This is a genomic window from Amnibacterium flavum (assembly GCF_003097495.1).
In the GTDB taxonomy this organism is placed as follows: Bacteria; Actinomycetota; Actinomycetes; order Actinomycetales; family Microbacteriaceae; genus Naasia; species Naasia flava.
Genome location: NZ_QEOP01000001.1, coordinates 767,533 through 791,868 on the forward strand (window position 1 = coordinate 767,533; position 24,336 = coordinate 791,868).

Here is a 24,336-nt window from a genome sequence, read left to right on the forward strand (position 1 = left end):
GGGACCAGCCCCGCGGCCTCACGGCGTCCGCCGGAGCACGGAAGAATAGGCTGACCCCATGGCCGTCTCTGAGCTCTTCGATCCCGCTGCCTGGCAGGAAAGCCCCGGATTCGCGGGCGAGGACATCACGTACCACCGCTCGCTCGACGGCACGATCGTGCGCATCGCGTTCAATCGGCCAGAGGTGCGCAACGCCTTCAGGCCGTCGACCGTCGATGAGCTCTACCGCGCTCTCGACGACGCACGGCAGGATCCGAAGGTCGGCGTCGTCCTGCTCACCGGCAACGGTCCGAGCCCGAAGGACGGAGGCTGGGCCTTCTGCAGCGGCGGCGACCAGCGCATCCGAGGGCGTGACGGCTACCAGTACGAGGGCGGCGGGGCCGCGACCGGGCGGCTGCACATCCTCGAGGTGCAGCGACTCATCCGCTTCATGCCCAAGATCGTGATCGCGGTCGTCCCCGGATGGGCCGCCGGCGGAGGGCACTCGCTCCACGTCGTGTGCGACCTGACGATCGCGAGCGCCGAGCATGCGAGGTTCAAGCAGACCGACGCCGACGTCGGATCGTTCGACGCGGGATACGGCAGCGCCTACTTCGCGCGTCAGGTCGGGCAGAAGTTCGCCCGCGAGGTCTTCTTCCTCGCCCGCGAGTACAGCGCCGAGCGCGCCCTCGAAACGGGAGCGATCAATGCCGTCGTCCCGCACGCCGAACTCGAGCGCGAAGCGATCGACTGGGCTCGCACCATCCTCAGCAAGTCGCCCACTGCGATCCGGATGCTCAAGTTCGCCTTCAACGCGGTGGACGACGGACTCGTCGGTCAGCAGGTCTTCGCCGGCGAGGCCACCCGGCTGGCCTACGGCACGGACGAGGCAGTCGAGGGCCGGGATGCGTTCCTCGAGAAGCGCGACCCCGACTGGTCGCCCTACCCCTGGCACTTCTGACCCGACGATGAGACCGCTCGTCGCGATCCCGGCCGACCCCGTCCGGCTGCTTCCCGCGCTCCGGGCGGCGCTGTCGGGCGACGGTCCCGCGCTGCTCCCGGTCGCGCTCGGCGCCGCTTCGCCGGTGATGCTCCCCTCAGAGGTGCCCAAGAGGGTCGCGGTCGTGGTCGAGACCTCCGGAAGCTCGGGCGCACCCAAGCGCGTCGCCCTGTCGGCCGACGCGCTGCTGGCGTCGGCGGGGATGACCGAGGGAGCCATCGGCGGACCCGGCCGATGGCTGCTCGCTCTGCCCGTGCACTACATCGCGGGGATACAGGTCCTCGTCCGCAGCATCGTCTCGGGTATCGATCCGGTGATGGTCGATCCCGGATCCGACCCCGCGGCCTTCGCGGAAGCGCTCGCCGGGTTCGGACGCGAGCGCCGGTACACCTCGCTCGTCCCGACCCAGCTCGAGCGGCTCGTCGCAGCCGCCGAGGCCGATCCGTCGCTCGTCCGCACGTGGGGGTCGCTCGACACCGTCCTCGTCGGCGGTCAGCGCACGCCCGCCACCCTGTTCGCTCGAGCGCAGTCCGTCGGACTCCCGGTCGTGCGCACCTACGGCTCATCGGAGACCTCCGGGGGATGCATCTACGACGGCGTCCCGCTCGGTTCGACCGAGGTCAGGATCGAGGAGGGCGAGGTCTGGCTCTCGACACCGTCGCTCGCGGAGGGCTACCTCGGGGATGAGGCCCGGACAGCCGAGGCGTTCGTCGTCGCCGACGGCCGCCGCTGGTACCGCACCGCCGATGCCGGGACGATCGACGACGGGCGTCTCGTCGTCACCGGACGACGCGACGACGTGGTGATCTCGGGCGGCGAGAAGATCTCGCTCGGTCTCGTCGAGCAGGTCGTCCGTGAACTGCGGGGCCACGAGGGCGCCGTGGTCGTCGGAGCCGCCGACGAGCGGTGGGGAGAGGTGCCGGTCGTCGTGACGACAGGGTCCGCCGATCTCGAATCGGTCAGGTCGAGTGTCGGAGAGCGTCTCGGTCGGGCCGCGGCACCCGCGCGCATCGTCACGGTGCCGGTGATGCCCCTGCTCTCGAGCGGGAAGCCGGATCGCGTGGCCGCCCGCCGCCTCGCGGCCCCGCAGGAGACGACCCGCTCGATCGTGCGGGTGGCCGCCGTGCTGGTGACCGATCCGGACGGCCGTACGCTCCTCGTCCGCAAACAGGGGAGCGGGGTCTTCATGCAGCCGGGTGGCAAGCCCGAGCCGGGCGAGGCGGCGGCCGCCGCTGCGGTGCGCGAGCTGGAGGAGGAGACGGGGATCGTCGTCGCGGAGAGCGATCTGGTCCCGCTCGGGGAGTTTCGGGCCGAGGCGGCCAATGAGCCGGGTCATGACGTCGTGGCCGACGCCTTCGCCATCGAGGTGCCGGCCGGTGCGATCGAACCCCGCGCCGAGATCGCCGACGCGGTGTGGGTGACGCGCGCCGACGCCGAGCTGCTTCCGCTCGCTCCCCTGACCGCCGTGCACCTGCTGCCGATCCTGACCGACCGGCATCCCGGATCCGCGGCGCGCGACGAATAGGATTCTGCGGTGCCCAAGAGCAAGAAACGACCCGCGAAGAAGCAGCAGCACCATCATCACGGCCCCGTCGCGGGCACGAGGAGCAAGTCGGGCGGCAGCCCGGTCCACGTGCGCAGAGCTCGGGCACGCGATTGGATCGCCGCCGCGCGTCCGCGCACGCTGACGCTCGCCATCGCCCCGGTCGCACTCGGCACCGGTGCCGCCTACGCGGCCGGTGGATTCGTCTTCCACGAGTACCGCATCCCGCTGGCGCTCGCGGTGGCGGTGCTCCTGCAGATCGGCGTGAACTACGCCAACGACTACTCCGACGGCATCCGCGGCACCGACCTGCATCGCGTCGGCCCCGCGCGCCTCACCGCGTCAGGCGCCGCGAAGCCGCGCACCGTCCTCACGGTCGCCCTCGTCTTCTTCGGCCTCGCCGCTCTCGCGGGGCTCGCACTCGTCATCATCAGTCAGATCTGGTGGCTGCTCGCCGTCGGGGCCGTTGCGATCGTCGCCGCCTGGTTCTACACCGGCGGCAAGAAGCCCTACGGCTACGCGGGCCTCGGCGAGATCGCCGTCTTCGTCTTCTTCGGCCTCGTCGCCACCGTCGGTACGACCTACGTGCAGATCGAGCAGGTGCCGACCGAATCGTGGCTGTCGGGCATCGCCATCGGATCGCTCGCCTGCGCCGTGCTGGTCGTCAACAACCTGCGCGACATCGAGCAGGACCGTCTCGCCGGCAAGAAAACGCTCAGCGTCCGGATCGGCGCGCGCTGGTCGAAGATCCTCTTCTGCGTGCTGCTCGCGATCCCGTTCGTGATCCTCGGCTTCTTCGCGATCTTCTACCCGCTGGCGCTGCTGGTCTTCTTCGGGCTGCTGCTCGCCATCCCGGCCGGACTGATCGCCGTCACAGCGAAGACAGCGCGCGAACTGGTGCTCGTCCTCACGTTGACGAGTCTGCTCGCACTTCTCTACGGTCTGGGTCTCGCGGCCGCGTTCATCTTCTGAGATCGTCGCCCGCGGCGGGCGCATCTCCGACTGCGGCGTCCTCGACGGCGTCGTCGGAGTCGGCCGACCGCGGGACCGCCCCGCTGCGGACCGTCGCGATCTGCTCGGAGATCACCGCACGCGGCTTGCTGAGGAAGATGTAGGAGACGCAGAACGCGATCACCGCAGCGATGATCGTCGAGATCCACGGTTCGATCGGCAGGACGATCAGGAGCACGGTCAGCACGACGGCGAAGATCCCGAGGCGGATCAGGGTGTACCAGACCAGAGTCCAGCGGCTGCGAGGTCGAGGTTCCACGCCGAACAGTGTAGGTCGCCACCGCGGGGCGTTCCCCCAGTCGGCCTCGTCTATCGTTGTCCCCATGGCGCGGTTCTGGGTCGTCGCTGCGGTCGTCGCGGTGGCCTTCATGGTGTACTCGCTGGTCGACTGCGCGATGACGGACAAGGCGCGAGTCCGCGGGCCGCGCAAGGGCGTCTGGCTGCTGCTCATCCTCGTCCTCCCCGTCATCGGTGCGGTCCTCTGGTTCGTCATCGGCCGCGGACGACCCACCAAGACCACGGGTCGTGCGCCGCTTCGTCCGGTCGCTCCCGACGACGATCCGGCCTTCCTCGCCCGGCTCGCGCGCGACGCCGATCAGGAGGAGCGGATCCGTCGACTCGAGGAGGAGCTCTCCGCGCTCGAGTCCGACCCCGACGCGGACCCCGACGGCAAAGACGGTACAGACGGCACTGGCGGCGCCGGTCGCCGCGATGGCTGAGGCCACCGGCCCGGCGAGCGAGTTCGCCAGCGCATTCATCCGCCGCCTGGCCGCACGAGGGGTCCGGCATATCGTCGTCAGTCCGGGCTCGCGCTCACAGGCACTCGCGCTCGCCGCGGCTCGCGCTCACGCCGACGGCCTCATCCGGATCCACGTGCGCATCGACGAGCGCTCGGCGGGCTTCCTCGCGCTGGGATTGAGCCGATCCGCGCGCACCCCGGTCGCCATCGTCACCACTTCGGGAACCGCGGTCGCCAACCTGCATCCGGCGATGCTCGAGGCCTGGCATTCCGGCGACCCGCTGATCGCGGTGACCGCTGATCGACCCGCCTCGTTGCGCGGGCGCGGTGCCAACCAGACCACCACCCAACCCGAGATATTCGGTCCTGCCGCGACCTGGCAGCTCGATGTCGTGCCCCCGACCGGCGCCGACGACGAACTCGAGATCGCGCGGCGGGTGGCCGACGATGCGGTCACCGCCGCCATGATCGGGGCGATCCGCCCGTCGCCGGTCCACGTGAACCTGCAGTTCACGGAGCCGCTGTCGGGGCCGGTGACCCCGCTGCCCGACGATGCCGCCCCGTTCGATATCAGCGCCTCCTTCGGGCCGCCCCTCCGGGTCGAGCGCGGCCTGCGAACCGTCGTGATCGCCGGCACGGGGGCGGGGCCCGTCGCGGAGCAGTTCGCGCGATCGGCGGGTTGGCCCCTGCTCGCCGAGGTCACCAGCAGTGCCCGCTTCGGGCCGAATCTGGTCCGCGCCTACCGTCAGGTGCTGTCCGGAAGCGGGCTCGCCGACGAGGTCGAGCGGGTGGTCGTCTTCGGCCGGCCGAACCTGAGTCGCGAGGTGCCCGCCCTGCTGGCACGGCCCGGGATTGAGACGATCCTGGTGCGTTCATCCGGTGCCGAGCAGTTCGATCCCACCGGCTCGGCGATCCAGGTCGACGCTGCAGAGGCCCCGGAGGCGCCCGATGACTCCGCCGTCGCCGCACGCGAGAAGGACTGGCTGGACGCCTGGTACTTCACCGGCCGACAGCTCGCCGAGGACGACGACGAACCGGCCTGGATCGGGGGCAGCGGGGTGTCCACCGCGGCCGAACGGAGCAGGCTGGTGCGGGCCGAGCTCAGCGCGGTGCGCTCAGCGGTTTCGCGGCGGGCCCTCGTCGACGCGGTGTGGCGGGCGACGTGGCCGCACGACCGGCTCTGGTTCGCCGCATCCCGGTTGGTCCGGGTCGCGGATGCTGCGGTGCCGGGTAAGAAGATCGCGGTGCAGGCCAGCCGCGGTCTCGCCGGCATCGACGGCACGATCTCGTCGGCCTTCGGTTTCGCGCTCGCGGCGGCGGACGACCCTCGCGGGGCGGCCGGCACGACGAGGGTGCTCCTCGGGGATCTGGCTTTCCTGCACGACGTCGGCGGGCTGCTGCTCCCGCCTGGCGAATCCCGCCCGCGGATCCAGCTCGTCGTCGGCAACGACGGGGGCGGGTCCATCTTCGACGGTCTCGAGGTGGCGGCGGATGCCGATCCAGACGCGTTCGACCGAGTGATGTACACGCCTCACTCCGTCGATATCGAGGGCATCGCCGGCGCGTACGGGTGGGAGTTCACGCGCGCGGCGACCCGCGGAGACCTCGACCGCGCGCTCACGGCGCCCGCGATGGGACCGAGCGTCGTGGAAGTCCCGCTCGACCGCTGACCCGGTGGGTCCATCCGGGGCGGGTGCGAGCGATGCGCGCCCGCGCGGCGGCGGTGTGTTGGATGACGAGGCTCCCGCTCCTGCAGCCGCAGTGAAGACCGACCTACAAGACGACGAGCAATCCGTCAAGCCCATGCGGGCGGAGGGGTCGCTGTACGTACGATCGGACCGTCGCCGGTGGAGGTGATCCGGTGCCGGCGATGCCGACCGAGCGAGGGAGAGCGAAGATGGCAACCCAGGTGCGCACGGCGCTTCTCGTTCGTCTGAAGTCGAAGAAGTCGATGTCGTCACCGAGCAGCAGCCGACTCAGGGGAGCTGCGGGATGACCGCGATGGAGCACCGCCCCTTCGGTCGCCTTCCTGTGGACGTCTCCGTCATCGGGCAGGGCACCTGGTACATCGACGCCGCGCACCGACCGACGGCCGTCGATTCTCTGCGCCACGGGATCGACAGCGGCATGATGCACATCGATACCGCCGAGATGTACGGCGACGCCGAGCTGGTGGTCGGCGAGGCCATCGCCGGACGGCGGGATGAGGTCTTCCTCGTTTCGAAGGTTCTACCGAGCAACGCCTCGCGTGCCGGAGTGGTGGCGGCGTGCGAGCGCACGCTGACGCGCTTGGGCACCGACAGGCTGGACTGCTACCTCTTGCATTGGCGCGGTTCCTACCCACTGGAGGAGACTTTCGCCGGCTTCGAGCAGCTGCGCGAGCAGGGCAAGATCCGGTCGTGGGGCGTGAGCAACTTCGACGTCGACGATCTGGAGGAAGCCTGGAGGTCGGGCGGGGAGGGGCGCCTCGCCTGCAATCAGGTGCTCTATCACCTGAAGGAGCGCGCGATCGAGCACGCCGTGCTCCCGTGGTGCGAGCGGCGTGGCGTCGCCGTCGTCGCGTACAGCCCCTTCGGGCACGACGACTTCCCCGGACCGCGGACGCCGGGTGGCCGAGTGCTGGAGGAGATCGCGGCGGATCACGGCGCGAGTGCCCGGCAGGTGGCCTTGCGCTTCCTCGTGCGCCGGCCGGGTGTCTTCGCCATCCCGAAGGCGTCGACCGCTGCGCATGCCGACGAGAATGCTGGCGCGGGCTCGCTGCGACTCAGTGCCGCGGAGTGCGACCGGATCAGTGCCGCGTTCCCTCGTGGCGCTCGCCCACGCCGGCTGCCCATGCTGTGATCTCGACCAGCGGCGACCTCGATCGTGCGCTCGCGGCGCCTGCGATGGGACCGAGTGTCGTGGAAGTCCCGCTCGACCGCTGAGCGGCTGTCCCGTCGAGCGAGGCGGGGCGGGGTCCGACCGAACAGGATCCGCAATTTCCCGTGACCCCGAGGATCCAGCCCCTCGCGGCCTGCGTTGGAAAGAACTCCTCCTGCTCTCTTTCGCCACCAGCGTCGACGCGCTCGCAGTCGGGATCTCCTTCGCCTTCCTCGAAGTGAACTTCTGGGGGGCGGTCGCACTGATCGGGCTGACCAGCCTCGTCCTCTCAGCGGCCGCGGTGGCGATCGGCCATCGGGTCGGTGCCAGTTTCCAGCGCCCAGCCGAACTGGCTGGCGGAGTCGTGCTGATCTTTATCGGTCTGCAGGTACTTCTCGAGCATCTCGGGGTCTGGTGATCGCAGCCGATCGGTGTGGCGGCGCCCCGATCGGGGCGCCGTCTGCCTAACCTGTGCTTTCACAGCCAGGGGGGCATCCATGCACGCGAACGACATCTTCGGGATCACCGTGATGGTCCTCGCCTCGGTCGGCGTCGTCGCGGGGCTCGTCCGCCAGTTCGGCGCACAGCTCGCTCGACGCCGCAGCCGTTGACAGGGCTTCCACTCGAAGGTCAGTGACCGGCGGCGCGCTGCGGGACCGATCCGCTCCCGTCCTCGGCTGCATCGTCAGACCCACCGACCTCGGTCTCGAGTCGCTGCAGCTCGGCCTGAGCGCGGGCGGCGAACGAGCGCAGATCTGCCACGTCCGTCGCCGACGGGTTCTTGGACAGCGGATGCATGAGGCAGAAGCTGCCGATCGTCTCTCCGCTCGATGAGAGCAGGGGAATTCCGGCGTAGAACTCCATGTGGGTGAGGTCGATGAGCGGATTCGCGTTGAAGCGGTCGTCGCGGGACGTCTTCGGAACGACGAGCGGTTCCGACGCATCGATGACCGTCGCGCAGTGCGTCAGCTCCAGGGGAACGGTCAGCGGCATCTCCCGTCCGCCGTGGCCGACGTAGCGGATCCGATCCCCGTCGGCCAGCGAGACGCTGGCGATGCGCACGCCGAAGCGCTCGCGTGCCTCCGCGGTGATGCGCTCGATCTCGGTGAGGCGGCGCGCCTCCTCGAGCTCGGCGGCGCGGAGCAGTCCGCGCCAGCCGTTCGGATCGACGTCGATCGCGACGGAGTGCAGGGCGGGGTCGATTTCCGGGTCCCCTTCGAGTACTCGGGAAACCGGTCCTCCCTCGAGCGCTGCGATCACGGAACCCGCCCACCTCCGGTACATCAGCGGGGACCCGTAGCGCCTCGCCGCGTCGATGACCGGTGCGCCGAGCTCGAAGAAGTCGACATCGTCGAATCGTTCGGCGATCGCCCGGGCCGATCCGCTCAGACGGCGTGCGTGCGTCTCGGCGATGGAGCCGAGCGGGCTGTCATAGGCCGGAACCGATCGAACGGGCTGGATCCCGGCGAGGGCGATCCGGACACCGGGTCGCGTCCCCGACCTGAGGTGCTCAACCAGCGCGAGCAGGTCCCGCTCCCAGCGGGGGAGCCTCGTCAACCGGACCGCGTCGTTCATGCCGACGACGACCGCGACGGAGTCGTACGTGCTGAGATCGGTGGCGCCGAGCCACGGGACGGCAGCGGCGATGTTCATGATCTCGTCCCCGACGTAGTCGACACGGGCGCCCCTCGAGTTGCGCCGGGCCAGCTCCCCGGCGAGCCCTCCTGCCAGCGCGAGGGTGTGGGATGCGACGCCCCAGCCGTGGCAGGGGCCGTTCCCCACCAGCAGAACACGGGCAGCCGATTCGTCGCCGATGGCGACGCTCGGGGGAGTGCGCGGCCGGGGCACGTCGCTGCCCTTGGACAGCTGATAAGCGTAGAAGAGCTTCATCAGCGGACGGAGGGCTTCGTATCTTGCCACGTCACCAGTCCTTCGCTCAGTGGTGGACCCGGTGGTCTACGCAGTGAACGTAAGTGATCGTTCTTCATTCGAAGGGATGACATGCCGGACCGCGGACCTGAGGATCTGCCCGACGAGCCGCCCGTCAGTCGAAGGCGTCGACGACCGGACGGAACTTCATGGCCGTCTCGGCGAGCTCCGAGGCGGGCACGGATCCGGCGACGATCCCCGCGCCCGCGTAGGCGGTCAGCGTCCCGACGTCGACCTGCGCGCAACGGAGCGCGACCGCCCACTCGCCGTTGCCCTCCTCGTCGATCCAGCCGACCGGACCGGCATAGCGTCCACGATCGAACGGTTCCAGCTCGTCGATGATCGAGATCGCGGCGGCGGTCGGACTGCCCGCGACGGCAGCCGTCGGATGCGCGGCGTCGATGAGGTCGATCGAGTTGGAACTGTCCGCCAGACAGCCTTCGACATCGCTTGCGAGGTGCCAGAGATTCGGCAGCTTGAGAGCGAACGGGATCTCGCTCGCCACGAGCGACGACGTGTGCGGGGCGAACGCGCGGAGAACGCTGCGGACCGCGAAGCCGTGCTCGTCACGATCCTTCTCGCTCGTCACCAGTGCGAGGGCGGCGGCGGTGTCCTCAGCAGCGGTCGCACCGCGCGCGGTGCTCCCCGCCAGGACCCGTGCCTGCAGAGTGCCCGAGGCGACACGGACCAGCATCTCGGGGCTCGACCCGATCAGTCCGTCGACGGCGAAGGTCCAGCAATCGGGGTAGCCCATGGCGAGCTTCGCGAGCGGACCGCGCAGGTCGGCCCCCGGTGAGATGGGTGAGACGAGATCGCGGGCGAGGACGACCTTCTCGACCTCACCCGCCTCGATGCGGCCGATGGCGTCGGCGACGGCGGATCGGTAGGCGTCGGCGCTCATCGCGCCGGGCGTGAAGCTCAGCGCCAGGTCGGAGTCATCGACGGGCGTCGCGGTCGCGGTCGCCTCGTCGGTCCCGTCGGCGGGGTCGATCGTCGTCACCCAGGTGCGGCCCCCACGGGAACCGACGACGATGCGAGGCACGATCAGTGTGCTGGTGCGGGAGGAGGACGGCGAGAAGGCGAAGGCGGCGAAGGCGACGAGACCGGTGCCGGGCAGGGAGACCGGGTCGGTCACCGTTGATGCGGCGACGGTCTCGCGCCACAGGGTCGCGGCCCGAGTGAAGCGATCCGGTCCGCTGAACTCCCAGCGCAGCGCTTCACCCCATCCGACGAAGCCCTCGCCGCGGCGGATCCAGACCAGCGGATGTGTCGATGACGTGTGCTGAAGCAGATGCTCCGCTACCGCGGGGGAGTCGACTTCGACGGTCACCGCTCTGAGCGCGAGGGCTGTGACCGTGTTCACGTTCCGAGCCTAAGCCCGCTTCCCGGGCGTTCCTCCCAGTCGCGCGCCAGCCCGCGTGCGGCCGCAGCCCAGTCGGCTCCAATGGTTGAGCCCTAGAATCGTGGGGTGAACACCGCGGATCTGGGCAAGCGCGCCTCCGAAGTGGCCGCGATGTTCGACCAGGTGTCGTCTCGCTACGACCGCACGAACGCCATCCTGTCCGTCGGCAACGACAGCCTGTGGCGAGCGGCCACGACCCGCGCGGTCGCCCCCAAGCCCGGCGAGCGCATCCTCGACCTCGCCGCCGGGACCGGCACCTCGAGCGCAGCGCTCGCAGCGTCAGGAGCCCACGTCGTCGCCGCCGACTTCTCCGACGGCATGCTCGAGGTCGGACGTCGTCGTCACGCGGGCAACCCGCTGCTCGAATTCGTGCACGCTGACGCGCTCGATCTGCCCTTCGCCGACGACGAGTTCGACGCCGTGACCATCTCATTCGGGCTCCGCAACGTCGAAGACCCGCACCGGGCACTCGCCGAACTGTTCAGGGTCACCGCTCCCGGTGGTCGCATCGTGGTCTGCGAATTCTCGACTCCGACGTCGGCATTCCTCCGCGCCGGGCACCGCGTCTACCTCCGCACCGCGATGCCTCTCCTCTCCAAGTTCTCGAGCTCGAACGCACCGGCCTACGACTACCTCGGCGATTCGATCCTGGAATGGGCCGATCAGCCGACTCTCGCCGAATGGATACGCGAGGCCGGCTACGAGCAGGTCGCCTACCGCAACCTCACGGCCGGGGTCGTCGCCCTCCACCGCGGTCACAAGGCAGCGAGAGTCGCATGAGCCCCGCGGTCACGCGCCGGAGCAAGGCGCTCTCATCCCAGCTCGGCCTCACCGAGCGCATCTTCTCGAGCGCCGCCGACAGAGCGATGGCGGCAGCTGTCGAGGACGGACTGACGCTCGTCGAGGACGGGCTCCTGCGCGAGCTGGAGTTCGCCGACACGATCGCCGATGCGACGTCCCGGTACCTGTTCGCCGCCGGCGGCAAGAGGGTGCGCCCCATGCTCACCCTCCTCACCGCTCAGCTCGGCGAGGGCGCCAACCCCGATGTGCTCGTCGCAGCTCAGGCGATCGAGATCACGCACCTGGCCTCGCTGTATCACGACGACGTCATGGACGAGGCGGAGCAGCGCCGCGGCGTTCCGAGCGCTCAGGCCGTCTGGGGCAACTCCGTCGCCATCCTCACCGGTGACCTCCTCTTCGCCCGTGCCAGCAAGCTCGTCGCCTCGCTGGGCGAACGCGCGATCCTGCTGCAGGCCGAGACCTTCGAGCGTCTGGTTCTCGGCCAGCTGCACGAGACGGCCGGCCCGCAGGAGGGCGAGGATCCGATCGCGCACTACATCAACGTGCTCGCGGGCAAGACCGGCTCCCTTATCGCGGCTGCAGCACAAATGGGCGTCGTCTTCAGCAACGCGCCCCAGCCCTACGAAGAGGCCGTCGTCCTCTTCGGAGAGCGGATCGGGATCGCCTTCCAGCTCGTCGACGATGTCATCGACCTCTCGCCGAGCGCCGACGAGACCGGCAAGATCGCCGGCACCGACCTCCGTGCCGGTGTGCCCACCCTCCCTCTGCTGTACCTTCGCCGTCGCGCCGTCGACGACCCCGCCGACGCCGAGCTGCTCGAACGTCTCGAGCGGGGGATCGCCGGTGGCGACCCCCTCGACCTCGAGAAGGCCATCGAGGACCTGCGTCGCAACGATGTGACCGCGACGACCATCGCCGAGGCTCACCGCTGGGCGGCATCCGCCGTCGCGGCGCTCGCTCCGCTGCCCGACGGCGGCGTGAAGAAGGCGCTCATCCGGTTCGCCGACGTCATGGTCGAGCGCTCCGCCTGACCACCCCGAAGTAAGGAACCTCTCGCATGACCAAGCTCCGGCTGGCCATCGTCGGCGCGGGCCCGGCGGGCATCTACGCCGCCGATCTCGCGATCAAGGCCGAGAAGGCCTTCGACGTCTCGATCGACCTGTTCGAACGCCTCCCCGCTCCCTACGGACTCGTCCGGTACGGAGTCGCCCCCGACCACCCGCGGATCAAGGGCATCATCTCCGCGCTCCGCGACGTGCTCGATCGCGGTGACATCCGGTTCTTCGGCAACGTGAACTACGGCACCGACATCACTCTTGACGACCTCAAGAAGCACTACAACGCGGTGATCTTCTCGACCGGATCGATCTCCGACGCACCTCTCGAGGTCGCCGGCATCGACCTCGAGGGCTCCTACGGCGCCGCCGACTTCGTCAGCTGGTACGACGGCCACCCCGACGTGCCCCGCACCTGGCCCCTCGAGGCCAAGGAGGTCGCGGTCATCGGCGTCGGCAACGTGGCTCTCGACGCGGCGCGGATGCTCATCAAGCACCCCGACGACCTGCTTCCGACCGAGATCCCCGAGAACGTCTACGAGGGGCTGAAGGCGTCGCCCATCACCGACGTGCACGTCTTCGGCCGTCGCGGGCCCGCCCAGGTGAAGTTCACGCCCCTCGAGCTGCGCGAGCTCGGTGAGATGAACGACGTCGACATGATCGTCCACGACGAGGACTTCGACTACGACGAGGCGTCGAAGACGGCCATCGCCACCAACAAGCAGGTCTTCGTCATCGACAAGGTGCTGAACCAGTGGCGTCAGCGCGAGACCGGCTCTGCGAGCCGCCGCCTGCATCTGCACTTCTACGCGAAGCCGCTCGAGTTCGTCGGGGACGGCAAGGTCGAGGCGATCCGTTGGGAGCGCACCGAGCCCGACGGCGAGGGCGGCGTGCGCGGCACCGGCGAGATCCGCGAGCAGGCGGTGCAGGCCGTCTACCGTGCCGTCGGCTACTTCGGCTCACCGCTCCCCGAGCTGCCCTTCGACGAGAAGCGGGGCGTGATCCCCAACCGCGAGGGTCAGGTCATCGACGACAACGACGAGCCCCTCAACGGCATCTACGCGACGGGCTGGATCAAGCGTGGTCCCGTCGGCCTGATCGGGCACACCAAGAGCGATGCCATGGAGACGATCGGTCACGTGCTGACCGACCAGGGCAACTGGTGGACCCCCTCCGAGCCCGACGAGGAGGCCATCGTCGCTCTGCTCGAGTCCCGCGGCGTCGAGTACACGACCGTCGACGGCTGGCACCGTCTCGACGCCCACGAGCTCGCGCTCGGCGAGCAGGTCGGCCGTACCCGCATCAAGGTCGTCCCGCGCGACGAGATGACGAGCATCTCCCGCTCCGCCTGACCGAGGTCTCATCCCTCGGGCGGCGGATGCCCCTTCCCCCGCTCGCAAGGGGCTTTCGGCAAGCGGGTCGCAGAAGATCGAAGCCGGACCGGCGGGGAGTCGAGCAGACCGCGCATTGGAGACCCGATTCCCACCACGGGCCTCGACGCGGGTGTACGTTGCGGAGATGGAGCCGATCCGAGTAGGGCTGGTGGCCGATCCGGCGTCGCCCACTCAGGTGGCGCGCCGGATGACCGACCTCGTTCCACCCAGCGGAGCTGACGCCGATGTCTGGGACGTCGAGCTGGTGAGCGAGCCGTTCACGCTCGGGTCCGAGGATGTCGACATCGCCTTAGCCCGGCTGCGGGTGCACGCCGATCGCAACAACTGGGACCTCGTCATCGGGGTGACCGAGCTCCCCCTCCGCAACGATGACGGCCGCTATCTGCTGGCCGCGATCGACCCCATGAGACAGGCGGCCGTTCTCTCCTTGCCCGCGCTCGGCGGGTTCAGGGTGCAGTCCCGCGCACGGCACGCAGTGCGAGGGCTCGTCGACGGCATGGCCGAGCCGAGTGCTCCCGAGGAACGGCGGCTGCCTCTCCCCGGTATCAGTGCGCGGGGTCGGGTACTCATGGGCATGGTGATCGCCAACCGTCCGTGGCTGCTGGCGGCGGGGCTGAAGTCCGCTCTGGTCGCGGCCCTGGCGACCGGTGCGGTGGCGACGATCGAGCCGACGGTGTGGCTGCTCGCCTACACCCTCTCGGGATGGCGCCTCGCGGCGGTGACCGTCGTCTCGATCGCGGTCGTCATCGCATGGATCGTGATCGACGGACGACTGTGGGACCACCCCGACGACGATTCCCCCCAGGCTCGCGAGAGATCGCGTCTCTACAACACCTCGACGCTGCTGACCCTGACCATCGGCGTCATGATCTGCTACGTCGCGCTCTATCTGGTGAATCTCGCCTGGGCGCTCTTCGTCCTCGATCCGGAGACGATGAGCGACTCCGTCGGTGCACCCCTCGGCTACGGCGGCCTCTTCGTGCTGGCCTGGTTCGTCGCATCGGCGGCGACGCTCGGCGGTGCACTCGGCACGGGCCTGGAGTCGGACGATGCAATCCGTGCAGCCGCCTATTCCAAGCGCGAAGAGGAGCGCCGAGCCCGTCTGGCGGCCGAGCCCGTGTAGGTGGCCGCGGCTCCGACGGGGTGTCGCCGGTGCGACCGGAGGAGCGGGTTCGACCCACTCGCCTGGTGCCGGATCGCGCCTCATGGCGCACGAACCGAGGTCGCGGCGTCGCTCAGCTCGTCGGGGGACGTGCGGACCGCATCGTGTCCGACGGGCGCTCGGCGTATTTGCGGCGATAGGCGGCCGCGAACCTTCCGAGATGCGCGAACCCCCATCGGGCTGCCACCTCGGTCACATTGACCGAGCCCGCGACCGCGGTCAGTTCCGCATGCACCCTCTCGAGCCGGAGCTCCCGCAGGTAGGTCATCGGCGTGGTGTCGAGAGAGCGTCGGAAGCTCTCCTGCAGGCTGCGCACGCTCACCGAGACCTCCGACGCCAGTTCCGTGGTGCTCCATGAGCGGCCCGGATCGCTCCGCAGGAGTTCGAGCGCGGCGGAGAGGGGCCGAGACCCTGCTGTCGGGGTGGGATAGGCCAGGGCGGCCGAGTGGTTGTGCGGTTGCGCGAAGAGGAGGCTGTGCAGCAGCACCTGCTCCAAGCGCTGCGCCGCGAGAGGGTGTGCGAGCAGTCCGGCTTCGAGATCGGAAGCCTCATCGATCATCTGCAGTGCCTGCATCATGGCCCGCGCGCCCGCCGTGGTGAGATCGATCTCCCCGTTGAACTCGAGCGGCCGTGAGAGCTCCCGGCCGAGCAGGTTCTGCAGTTCGAGCTGCAGCTGTTCGCGCGAGATCATGAGCGAGAGTTGCGCGAAGCCGTCTTCGGATTCGATCTGGACCGGGCGGCCGGGCATGAAGATCCCGGCCGTGTGACGGGTGCCCTGGATCGGAGAGCCGAGGCCCGCTCGCATGGTGGCGCGGCCTCCCGTCGGGATGTCGACGTGATAATTCTCGGCCTCGGCAGTCGCGATGCGGACTGCTGAACGGAACCTCATGTAACCGCAGGTGATGCGGCCCAGTACGAGGGCGTTGAGCTGCATCTCGAATGCGTCCGACGACGGCGCCGAGGGGAAGTCGACGGGGAGGAAGACGTCGCTGAGCGCCTGCCGAGCGTGATCGACGTCACGGCTGAACGCGACGGGATGCGTCGCGAACATCCCTCCTGTTTTCGTCCCCATTCGGTGATCTTAGGCGTCGCCGGGGGCTGCGGGCGCCCGTCATCCGCGCAGATCGGATGCAGCGCCGCGTCAAGTGGATATCGCGCGCCCCGGGCTCGCCCATACCGTTGGACCCCGCCGAGGCACCCCGCCGCAGGACTGACCTCGAACAAGCAGGGGCGTAGCTCTCGCCTCCGGCACTCACGGCCGTTTACGGCAACTATGGAAGGGCGACAGCGATGGTTCCGAGGAGCGTGAGGTGCACCACTTGGGGGCGCCCACCGCTGATCGCGGCGTCGACGGTCGGGCGGTCAAGGTCCCGAAGGTGAGGCCCGATCTCCGTCTCCTGTTCGCGCGTCCCGACGTCGTGCTGGGGCCGATTTTCTGGACTCTGTTCAGAGCGAGAACGCAGGACGAGCGCGAATGGTTCTACCCCAAGGGGCCGCCCGTCATCAGCACCGGCGGGGATGATCCGGTCCAGATCCTGGTCATCGGCGACGGGCCCGCTGCGGGGTGCGGTGTGTCGATCCACGAACTGGGCATCGCCGGCTTCCTGGCGCGGTACGTCGCAACCGACGAGCGGCGGGGTGTCGTCGTCACCGTCAGTGCCGAGCCCGCGGCGTCAGCCCGATCGACCCTCGGCGGCCTCCAGGACATCGACCTCGACCGATACGACGCGATCGTTCTCATGCTCGCCACGACGGACGCCTTCTGTCTGACCAGCCGGCGCAGCTGGCGGCGCAGCATGACGGGCCTGGTGCAGGCGTTGGCGTCGTCGAACGCCCCGTCGGTGTTCGTGACCGGCGCCGCCAGCATGCAGTTGACGAGATCGATCTCGCCGTTCGTCCGAGGTCTCACCGGTCGCCACGCGCGACTGCTCAACTTCGAGACCCGCCGGATCTGCACCCGGTTCGGCGTGCCGATGATCCCGCTGAGCGCGGTGAACGACCTCAACTCCCGCACCTACGCGCAGTGGGGTCGCCGGATCGCGTCGCACGTCTGTCGAGCGCTTGACGGTCAGGGGGCGGCAGGCCGGGTCCCGTGACCGAGAGGAGGTCTACTGCAGCGCGGAGGTGAGACGGGCGAGGTTGTCGAGCACCTCGCTGCGCAGCGGCTGCTTCTCCCACTCCTCGAGGGTGAGCTGGCGGCTGCGCTCCCGGTAGCCCTGCTCGACGGCGCGCATGTCGCGCACGAAGGAGCGTCCGCGAACCATCAGCGACACCTCCATGTTCAGCAGGAACGAGCGGATGTCCATGTTGCTCGACCCCATGACGGCGACGTCGTCGTCGATGGTGAAGTGCTTCGCGTGCAGGATGTACGGGGCCTCGTACATCCAGATGACGACTCCGGCCTTCAGCAGCTCCTCGTAATAGGAGCGCTGCGCGTGGTAGACGAGAGCCTGATCGCCGATCTCGGAGACGAACAGCTGCACCTCGATGCCGCGCTGGACGGCCGTGGTGATCGCCATCAGCATCGAGTCGTCGGGCACGAAGTACGGCGACGTGATGATGATGCGTTCCTGCGCGTAGTAGAGGAGCGCGTCGAACAGACGCAGGTTGTTCTCGCCGTCGAATCCGGGACCGCTCGGGACGATCTGGCAGTCGAGCAGGTTGTCGTCGGCATCGTCGGTGATCGGCTCGGTCTCGCGGACCAGCAGTTCACCCGTCTCGCTGTACCAGTCGGTGATGAAGATGGCGTTCAGACCTGCGACGATCGGCCCGGTGAGCCGTGTCATCAAGTCCTGCCACTTGAGCCCGCGCCGCAGGTTGCCCCGTTTGTTGTAACTGCGGTCCACCATGTTCTGCGACCCCATGAAGCCCACATTGCCGTCGACGACGAGCAGCTTGCGGTGATTGCGCAGGTCGGGGCGCTGGTACTTGCCCTTCAGCGGCTGCACCGGCAGGAGCAGGTTCCAGTTGATGTCGGCCTTGGTGAGGAACCGCTTGGTGCGGCCGTACCCGGGTGAGCGCAACGAGGCCACATGGTCGAGCAGGACGCGAACGACGACGCCGCGTTTGCGCGCCTCGGCCAGAGCCTCGAAGAAGGGCCGCGTCGTGTCGTCGAGCGACAGGATGTAGAACTGGGCGTGCACGTATCTCTTGGCCCGCGTCACCGCGGCGGTCATCTCCGCGATCGACAGCTCGTAGTCGCCCAGCAGCTTGGCTCGGTTGCCGCCGACGAGCGGCATGGCGCCCAGATTGCGGTTCAGCTCGACCACCGAAGCCAGCCACTGCGGCCAGGTGTGATCCTGCGAGACCCGCTCGATGCCCTCCGTCGTGTCGACGATGAACTCGTTGATCTCGCGCTGCTTCTCTCGTCGCGCCTTCGGAAGGCTGGGACTGCCGATCAGCAGGAACAGCAGCACCCCGAGGTAGGGGACGAAGAAGACGAACAGCAGCCAGGCCGTCGCGGAACTCGGCTTCCTGTTGCGCGGGATCACGATGATCGCGGTCACGCGGATCGCGAAGTCGAGGACCAGGAGGAAGATCCCGAACCACAGCGTGAAGGTGGCCCGATCCATAGCGGAATCCTAGCGAGCGGCCCGCCCGCGACCGCGGAGGCGACGCAGTGTCAGCGCGGCGTCGTCGCCTGCACCCGTCGCCGGGGGATCAGCGGAAGTTGACGAACTGCAGATCGACGTCGAGATCGGCGCCCTTCAGGAGCGCGATCGTCTCCTGCAGGTCGTCGCGGCTCTTCGACTGCACACGCAGTTCGTCGCCCTGGATCTGACTCTTCACACTCTTCGGGCCCTCGTCGCGGATGATCTTGCCGATCTTCTTGGCGTGCTCCTGATCGATCCCGTCCTTGATCGTGACGACCAGGCGGAACTCCTTGCCGCTCGGCTGCGCGTCGCCCGATTCGAGGCTCTTGAGCGAGATCCCGCGCTTGATCATCTTCGACTGGAACACATCGAGCACGGCCTTCGCGCGCTCATCCGAGTTCGCCTTGATCAGAACCGTCTCGCCGCTCCACTCGATCGAGGCGCCCGTGCCCTTGAAGTCGTATCGCTGCTCGACCTCTTTGCGCGCCTGGTTGAGTGCGTTGTCGGCCTCCTGGTGGTCGACCTTGCTCACGATGTCGAACGAAGAATCTGCCATGCCACCCATGGTAGTCAGGCCACGCGATCCCGATTTCGTGGAGGACCTGTGAGCCCTTATCCTTGACCTTGCGCCTCCGGACAGACGACTGCGCGTCTCTGGTCGGAGCAGCATGGCGAGTTACCCAAGCGGCCAAAGGGATCTGACTGTAAATCAGACTGCTCAGCATTCGGGGGTTCGAATCCCTCACTCGCCACAGCTCAGAAGGGCCGTCCGTCGGGCGGCCCTTCTGCGTTGCTGGTCCGATACCGCAGGCGAGTCAGCCGGCCGAGGGTCCTCGGTCGGCCGCTGACGACGGGTCGCGAAGCGGGTCGCCCACGGGCGATCTACGAGGCCTCGTACGCCGTGATCACGCGATCGAGCCACTCGGACAGCAGCCCACGCTCACTCGCGCTCAAGCCGGGTAGCGCGTGCGCGATCGCCCGGAAGGCGATGGTCGTCGTCGCCGGGCCGGTGTCGGTGATCTCCCGTTCATCCGTGATGATCTGCGCCAGGACGCCGTCGAGCGCCGCTTCTGCGAGGCCCGCGTCGCGCTGCCCGGCAGGTGCGGTCAGCAGAGTCGTGACGACGCCGACACCGGCGGCCTGGAAGAGCTCCACTGCGCGTCGCTCCGATACTTTGAGTCGCCCGGCGACGGCCACGCGGTGGATGCGGGCCTCCAGGACGGCCTTGCCCATGCCGGCCGCCGGTGAGTTCGCCACCCGTGCTGGGTCACTGAGCAGCCGGAAGAGGGCGGGATTGGTGAGGCCGAAGTCCACCTGCGTCCGCCAGCCGGCACGAAGATCCTCGACGGGGTCCGTGTTCGCCGCTTCGGCCTCGTCGACGACCGCGGCTTTCATTGCCACGTGAGTCGCCATCACGTGCTCGGCGACGGCTTCCAGCAGCCCGTCCTTGTCCTGGAACAGCCGGTAGATGGCGGGGGCTTGCACACCGGCCTCCTGCGCCACTCCGCGCGTGGTCACGGCGGCCGGTCCCTGCTCCCGGAGGAGGCGTGCCGCGACTTCGATGATGCGAGTGCGGTTGTCGGGCGGAACTCCGAGATCGGTCACGGATCAACGATAACTCTCGATTGTTATCACCGCGGTTCCAGTGTTACCGTTCAAGCGTTATCAGTGATATCCGTTGCTGGCACTCCTCCTCGAAAGGTCAATCATGATCATCGTCACCGGCGCCACGGGCGTCCTCAACGGCGCCACCGTCGACCACCTGCTGCGCTCCCTGCCGGCGTCCGAGCTGGCCGTCGTCGCCCGCGACGCGGCGAAGGCGGCGCGCTTCGCGGAGCAAGGAGTGGAGGTTCGAACGGGCGATTACGCCGATCCCGGGTCGCTTCCGGCTGCCTTCGCCGGCGCCGATCAGCTGCTCCTCGTCTCGTCCAGCGACCCGCGAGCCGATGCTGTCGCACTGCACCGGAACGCCGTCGACGCCGCAGCGATCGCGGGAGTCGGGCGAATCCTGTACACGAGTCACCAAGGTGCCGCCGCAGACACCCCCTTCGGCCCCGGCCGCGATCACTTCGCGACCGAAGGCATTCTCGCCGAATCGGGGGTTCCGTGGACGTCCCTGCGAAACGGCTTCTACGCCCACAGCCTGGGCTGGTTCCTCGGCGAGTGGCGGGAGACCGGCGTGATCCAAGTCCCCGTGGACGGGGCGGTGTCATGGACCGCTCGAGATGACGCGGCAGAGGCGGCAGCGCAGATCATCCTCGCGGACGGCGCATACGACGGCCCGACTACGCTCACCGCGCGGGGAGCTCCCACATTCGCCGACATCGCGACGACTGCTTCCGAACTCATCGGTCGCACGGTCGAGCTCCAGGTGCTGGGGGAGGACGAATGGATCGCCAGTCAGATCGCGGCGGGGCAGCCCGAGTTCATGGCGCGCTTCTCACTGGGCATGTATCAGGCTGCCGCGGCCGGATTCTTCGAGGGAACCGATCCGCTCCTGAGTGAACTGCTCGGACGCGAGCCGCGCACCGTTCAGGACCTGCTCGGCTCGCCCATCTCAGCTCCGGCCGCTCAAAGCTGAGCGCCGGCGGAGCGGGAGGCGAACCAGCGGCTCAGTTGATCCAGGGCGCCTCGAGTCCCCGGCTCGGCGTCTGCGTCCGAGAGATCCGCGAACGAGTCGCGGTACCCCGGGATGTCGGCGGCCGCGTGCTCCGACAGCTTCTCGAAGCCCATCGACCACGCCGGGAAGAGGCGACCGGGGATCTCCTCGTCGAGAAGGATCGTGAACGAGGTGTGGCGCGGATCGGCGGCGATGATGTCGATCCGTTGCCGGAGCACCTGCTCGGGGCCTTCGAGGTACTGCAGGAACCGGCCGTCGCGATGCAACAGGACCCCGGTGAGGCCGAGTCTCGAGTTGTTGCGCCGACTGACCGTGAGGAGCTCGAGCAGGTCGTCGTCGCTGAGGTCCTGCACGGCACGGCTCGAGTAGATCACCGAGCTCAGACCCTGTTGCGGCGTGACCGCGGGTGCCTCCGGGGAGCCGGGCAGGTGGAACGGCGACATGGCCGGCTCGGAGAAACCCGGCCTCTCGTAGGACTCGAACACGGAGACCGGAAGGCGGTCGGGAGCGATGAGCCGTGCGCTGAGCGCATGGGATGAGGTCAGCTGCGGACCGGACACGCGCTCCGCGCCCGCAGCCTCGAGACGCGCGACCGTCGTGACGGGGTCGGGTGAGCGGAAAGAAAGGCGCACTCGGGGGGCCGCGGGGTCCGATAGCTCGGTCGGCCCCACCGCCCCGCCCTCAGGTCCAGGGAGTTCGGGATGCACGAGCTCGATGAATGCGGTCCCGACCTCGAGCAGGAGCTGGCCCTGGTCCTCCGTCGCATACCCGGCGGCTACCTTCAGGCCGAGCGCGCGCTGGTAGAAGCGCACGGCGACGTCCCAGTCCTCGCACTCGATCACGATGCGCAGCTCGTCGACGACCGATGTCGGAGAGTCATCGTCGAGTTCCGCGTGACCGTGTGCGAGGTCGTCGGTGGAGGGGCCGGGTGCGTCGGGGGGAGTCATAGGTAAAATCCAACTCCAGACGCCTGGGACATTCCTCTACCCGGGCGGGTTCCGCTGGGGCCGTCGCTCACGACTGTCGGGCGAGGGGGGGGACGGCTCAGCTGCTCCGCGTGCGCCCCACCCGCTCGCGCCCGCCCCGCTCGTGGGTCGCGCTACGGATTGATGCGGTTGACTGTGCGCATGGTGTCTCCCACTGCCGGACTCGACGAACTGCTCATGATCGCGCGCGACACTGCGCTCGCCGCCGGTGCGCTGGCGCTCCAGCGACGTCACGAGGGCGTGGAGGTCGCGGACACCAAGTCCACGCCCATCGACATCGTCACCCGCGCGGACCGCGAGACCGAGCAGCTCATCCGGTCTCTGCTCGCCGACGCCCGCCCGAACGACGGGTTCCTCGGAGAAGAGTCGGGCGCGGAGCTCGGAACGAGCGGACTCACCTGGATCGTCGACCCCATCGACGGCACCGTGAACTACCTCTACGGCTTCCCCGCCTGGGCGGTCAGCATCGCCGTCGTCGAGGGCGACCCCGAACCCGAGACCTGGACAGCCCAAGCGGGCGCCGTCGTCAACCCGCCCACCTCCGAGATCTTCACCGCGGCACGGGGTGGCGGGGCCTGGCAGGGCGACCGGCGCATCCACGCCAACAGCGGCGTCGAACTCGACCGCGCACTCGTCGGAACGGGTTTCGGCTACAGCATCCCCGAGCGTGAGCCCCAGATCGCCCTCGTCGGCGAAGTCCTGCGCAGGGCACGCGACGTCCGGCGGATGGGCGCCGCCGCTCTCGACCTGTGCAGCGTCGCCAACGGACGCCTCGACGCCTACTACGAGCGGGGTCTCAAGCACTGGGATATGGCGGCGGGTGCCCTCATCGCGCAGGAGGCCGGAGCACTGGTCACAGGGCTCAACGGCACAGCCGGGGGCAACGACTATCTGGTGGCCGCGAACCCCGGACTCGCCCACGAACTGCTCGATCTGATCCGGACCACCGGCGCCCCCGACTCCTGAGAATCGTCGCCCGCGGCTGGCATTTGCTGTCGCAAGCACGTAACTTGGCTTGTCTGGTCGATACAACCGCATCGTCTCGACCCGCAGCAATCGCGTCGCGTGGAGTGCCACAAGCCCTTCCGGCGCACGATCCTGGAGCAACACGAGCACTTGGCGTTTCCTCACAATCCACACACCCCGCGCGGCTTCCAGCCCAGCGATGACGACGCGACAGCCGTCCCCCAGGCCCTGACCCGACGCGAGATGCGCGAGGGGCAGTCGCGCCGACGGCCCGGAGGAATCCCCAAGCGGCCGAGTCCGAGCGTGACGGGGATTCCCGCCTCCCGAGCAGCCCGACGCATCCAGGCCGAGGCTGTACGCCGACCGCTGCCACCGCGCCGCCGACGGTTCGTCGGCCCCATCGCCACGTTCGCCACCATGCTGACCGTCGCCGCGATGACCGTCGTGACCTCGGTCCCCGCCAACGCGCTCCTGACCGCCGACGACCTCCAGCAGGGCAACCTCGGAACCGTCCAGGCGCGCGGAAGCCAGACTCTGACGAGTGCCGGAGCCCAGGCGGCCGACGCCACCATCTCGCGCGACTCGTACGCGGTGACCGACGCCGAGGAGAACGCGCTCGCCAGCCGGTTCGGCAACGTCGGCACTTTCACCAACAACCCGGATGCCCCGATCCAGTGGCCGTTCGCCGTGGGTGTTCCCATCTCGTCCGGTTACGGGTACCGTCCCGATCAGCCGGCGGGTGCCAAGCCGTTCCACGAGGGAACCGACTTCAACCCGGGCGCAGGCGCGCCGATCCAGTCGATCGCCGCGGGAGTGGTCCGGCAGGTCGTCGAGTCCGATTCCGGCCTCGGCGTGCATGTCGTCATCGAGCATGAGATCGACGGCCAGACCATGACGAGCACGTACGCTCACATGCAGTTCGGATCCGTGGCCGTCTCAGAGGGCCAGACCATCGATGTCGGCGACCGGATCGGCCTGGTCGGCAGCACCGGGCAGGCGACCGGACCGCATCTGCACCTCGAGATCCACATGGCCGACGGCACCGCCGTCGACCCGTACCTCTGGCTGGTCGCGCACGCCGGGTGACCTCGCGCCTCGCCGTCGACCCGATGGGTGGCGCTGAGGGCGCGACCTATGCTGAACTCGCGAGAACGCGACCATGAATCAGCATCCAACTCCCGGCACCCGACGCGAGCTCATCGAGTCAGAGCGTCTCCGCAGCGGCGCCCGGATCCGGCCGTCCGCAGCGGCGGTGATGCGGGTTTCACCGTTGTCGCGAGCATCCCGGCCGCCTGCG

At 68.9% G+C, this 24,336-nt stretch carries 23 protein-coding genes and 1 tRNA gene; 16 read left to right on the forward strand and 8 right to left on the reverse strand.

Features of this window, described 5'->3' with window-relative positions; genetic code table 11:
- Positions 1–58 precede the first annotated feature (58 nt).
- The 3 genes from DDQ50_RS03640 to DDQ50_RS03650 are packed head-to-tail and all read left to right on the forward strand — an operon-like array spanning position 59 to position 3,494.
- Positions 59–940 carry a 1,4-dihydroxy-2-naphthoyl-CoA synthase gene (locus DDQ50_RS03640; protein ID WP_116755334.1) on the forward strand — a complete coding sequence of 294 codons (882 nt, stop codon included), beginning with the start codon at positions 59–61 and terminating at the stop codon, positions 938–940.
- 7 nt (positions 941–947) lie between these two features.
- Positions 948–2,504: an AMP-binding protein gene (locus DDQ50_RS03645; protein ID WP_205663560.1), complete on the forward strand. Its 1,557-nt coding sequence runs from the start codon at positions 948–950 to the stop codon at positions 2,502–2,504.
- Positions 2,505–2,513: 9 nt separating this feature from the next.
- Positions 2,514–3,494 carry a 1,4-dihydroxy-2-naphthoate polyprenyltransferase gene (locus tag DDQ50_RS03650; RefSeq protein ID WP_116755335.1) on the forward strand — a complete coding sequence of 327 codons (981 nt, stop codon included), beginning with the start codon at positions 2,514–2,516 and terminating at the stop codon, positions 3,492–3,494.
- On the opposite strand, the gene DDQ50_RS03655 is transcribed toward DDQ50_RS03650, so the two are convergent.
- A complete protein-coding gene (locus tag DDQ50_RS03655; RefSeq protein WP_165829678.1) occupies positions 3,484–3,792 on the reverse strand; it encodes a DUF4229 domain-containing protein in 309 nt (102 codons plus the stop codon). The genes DDQ50_RS03650 and DDQ50_RS03655 overlap by 11 nt on opposite strands.
- Positions 3,793–3,856: 64 nt before the next feature.
- On the opposite strand from DDQ50_RS03655, the gene DDQ50_RS03660 reads away from it, so the two are divergent.
- The 4 genes from DDQ50_RS03660 to DDQ50_RS03680 all read left to right on the forward strand — a co-directional run bounded on the left by DDQ50_RS03660 (position 3,857) and on the right by DDQ50_RS03680 (position 7,549).
- Positions 3,857–4,252 carry a PLDc N-terminal domain-containing protein gene (locus DDQ50_RS03660; RefSeq protein WP_116755337.1) on the forward strand — a complete coding sequence of 132 codons (396 nt, stop codon included), beginning with the start codon at positions 3,857–3,859 and terminating at the stop codon, positions 4,250–4,252.
- Positions 4,245–5,942, forward strand: coding sequence for a 2-succinyl-5-enolpyruvyl-6-hydroxy-3-cyclohexene-1-carboxylic-acid synthase (gene menD, locus DDQ50_RS03665; RefSeq protein ID WP_116755338.1), 1,698 nt, complete (start codon positions 4,245–4,247; stop codon positions 5,940–5,942). The genes DDQ50_RS03660 and menD overlap by 8 nt, the downstream gene beginning before the upstream one ends.
- A 322-nt stretch (positions 5,943–6,264) precedes the next feature.
- The gene (locus DDQ50_RS03675) at positions 6,265–7,113 is read left to right on the forward strand and encodes an aldo/keto reductase (protein ID WP_240614220.1); all 849 of its coding nucleotides are present in this window, start codon (positions 6,265–6,267) and stop codon (positions 7,111–7,113) included.
- A complete protein-coding gene (locus DDQ50_RS03680; protein ID WP_240614285.1) occupies positions 7,013–7,549 on the forward strand; it encodes a manganese efflux pump MntP in 537 nt (178 codons plus the stop codon). Before DDQ50_RS03675 ends, DDQ50_RS03680 begins: the two co-directional genes overlap by 101 nt.
- A 212-nt stretch (positions 7,550–7,761) precedes the next feature.
- On the opposite strand, the gene DDQ50_RS03685 is transcribed toward DDQ50_RS03680, so the two are convergent.
- Entirely contained in the window at positions 7,762–9,051 is a 1,290-nt protein-coding gene (locus DDQ50_RS03685) for a GAF domain-containing protein (RefSeq protein ID WP_133245894.1), read from the reverse strand.
- Positions 9,052–9,175: 124 nt separating this feature from the next.
- Positions 9,176–10,423, reverse strand: coding sequence for an isochorismate synthase (locus DDQ50_RS03690; RefSeq protein WP_240614221.1), 1,248 nt, complete (start codon positions 10,421–10,423; stop codon positions 9,176–9,178).
- Positions 10,424–10,573: 150 nt separating this feature from the next.
- Between DDQ50_RS03690 and DDQ50_RS03695 the strand changes: the two genes are divergently transcribed.
- From DDQ50_RS03695 to DDQ50_RS03710, 4 genes are all read left to right on the forward strand, one after another.
- Positions 10,574–11,242: a class I SAM-dependent methyltransferase gene (locus DDQ50_RS03695; RefSeq protein ID WP_116756075.1), complete on the forward strand. Its 669-nt coding sequence runs from the start codon at positions 10,574–10,576 to the stop codon at positions 11,240–11,242.
- On the forward strand, positions 11,239–12,294 hold the full coding sequence (locus DDQ50_RS03700) for a polyprenyl synthetase family protein (protein ID WP_116755342.1): 1,056 nt from the start codon (positions 11,239–11,241) through the stop codon (positions 12,292–12,294). The genes DDQ50_RS03695 and DDQ50_RS03700 overlap by 4 nt, the downstream gene beginning before the upstream one ends.
- Positions 12,295–12,320: 26 nt before the next feature.
- Positions 12,321–13,670, forward strand: coding sequence for a ferredoxin--NADP reductase domain-containing protein (locus tag DDQ50_RS03705; protein ID WP_116755343.1), 1,350 nt, complete (start codon positions 12,321–12,323; stop codon positions 13,668–13,670).
- A gap of 166 nt (positions 13,671–13,836) precedes the next feature.
- Complete coding sequence (locus tag DDQ50_RS03710; RefSeq protein ID WP_116755344.1) at positions 13,837–14,835, forward strand: hypothetical protein; 999 nt, start codon at positions 13,837–13,839, stop codon at positions 14,833–14,835.
- Positions 14,836–14,947: 112 nt separating this feature from the next.
- Here the strand turns inward: DDQ50_RS03710 and DDQ50_RS03715 are convergent, their stop codons facing one another.
- Complete coding sequence (locus tag DDQ50_RS03715) at positions 14,948–15,946, reverse strand: AraC family transcriptional regulator (RefSeq protein WP_116755345.1); 999 nt, start codon at positions 15,944–15,946, stop codon at positions 14,948–14,950.
- Between the two features lie 238 nt (positions 15,947–16,184).
- Here DDQ50_RS03715 and DDQ50_RS03720 point away from each other — a divergent pair, with 238 nt between their 5' ends.
- Complete coding sequence (locus tag DDQ50_RS03720; protein ID WP_133245895.1) at positions 16,185–16,970, forward strand: SGNH/GDSL hydrolase family protein; 786 nt, start codon at positions 16,185–16,187, stop codon at positions 16,968–16,970.
- A gap of 12 nt (positions 16,971–16,982) precedes the next feature.
- Here DDQ50_RS03720 and cls read toward each other — a convergent pair whose 3' ends face one another.
- Together cls and DDQ50_RS03730 are read right to left on the reverse strand one after the other, a co-directional pair.
- Complete coding sequence (cls, locus tag DDQ50_RS03725) at positions 16,983–18,446, reverse strand: cardiolipin synthase (RefSeq protein ID WP_116755347.1); 1,464 nt, start codon at positions 18,444–18,446, stop codon at positions 16,983–16,985.
- 88 nt (positions 18,447–18,534) lie between these two features.
- Positions 18,535–19,023, reverse strand: a complete 489-nt coding sequence (locus tag DDQ50_RS03730; protein ID WP_116755348.1) for a YajQ family cyclic di-GMP-binding protein — start codon at positions 19,021–19,023, stop codon at positions 18,535–18,537.
- A 114-nt stretch (positions 19,024–19,137) separates the two neighbouring features.
- On the opposite strand from DDQ50_RS03730, the gene DDQ50_RS03735 reads away from it, so the two are divergent.
- A tRNA-Tyr gene (locus DDQ50_RS03735) sits at positions 19,138–19,219 on the forward strand.
- A gap of 130 nt (positions 19,220–19,349) precedes the next feature.
- Here DDQ50_RS03735 and DDQ50_RS03740 read toward each other — a convergent pair.
- Complete coding sequence (locus tag DDQ50_RS03740; RefSeq protein WP_116755349.1) at positions 19,350–20,072, reverse strand: TetR/AcrR family transcriptional regulator; 723 nt, start codon at positions 20,070–20,072, stop codon at positions 19,350–19,352.
- 103 nt (positions 20,073–20,175) lie between these two features.
- Here DDQ50_RS03740 and DDQ50_RS03745 point away from each other — a divergent pair, with 103 nt between their 5' ends.
- Positions 20,176–21,048: an NmrA family NAD(P)-binding protein gene (locus DDQ50_RS03745; RefSeq protein ID WP_116755350.1), complete on the forward strand. Its 873-nt coding sequence runs from the start codon at positions 20,176–20,178 to the stop codon at positions 21,046–21,048.
- On the opposite strand, the gene DDQ50_RS17180 is transcribed toward DDQ50_RS03745, so the two are convergent.
- Positions 21,039–22,034, reverse strand: a complete 996-nt coding sequence (locus DDQ50_RS17180; RefSeq protein ID WP_165829679.1) for a BLUF domain-containing protein — start codon at positions 22,032–22,034, stop codon at positions 21,039–21,041. The genes DDQ50_RS03745 and DDQ50_RS17180 overlap by 10 nt on opposite strands.
- Before the next feature lie 180 nt (positions 22,035–22,214).
- Here DDQ50_RS17180 and DDQ50_RS03755 point away from each other — a divergent pair, with 180 nt between their 5' ends.
- Together DDQ50_RS03755 and DDQ50_RS03760 are read left to right on the forward strand one after the other, a co-directional pair.
- Positions 22,215–23,039, forward strand: coding sequence for an inositol monophosphatase family protein (locus DDQ50_RS03755; RefSeq protein ID WP_116755351.1), 825 nt, complete (start codon positions 22,215–22,217; stop codon positions 23,037–23,039).
- A 303-nt stretch (positions 23,040–23,342) separates the two neighbouring features.
- Entirely contained in the window at positions 23,343–24,125 is a 783-nt protein-coding gene (locus DDQ50_RS03760; RefSeq protein WP_116755352.1) for a M23 family metallopeptidase, read from the forward strand.
- Positions 24,126–24,336 lie beyond the last annotated feature (211 nt).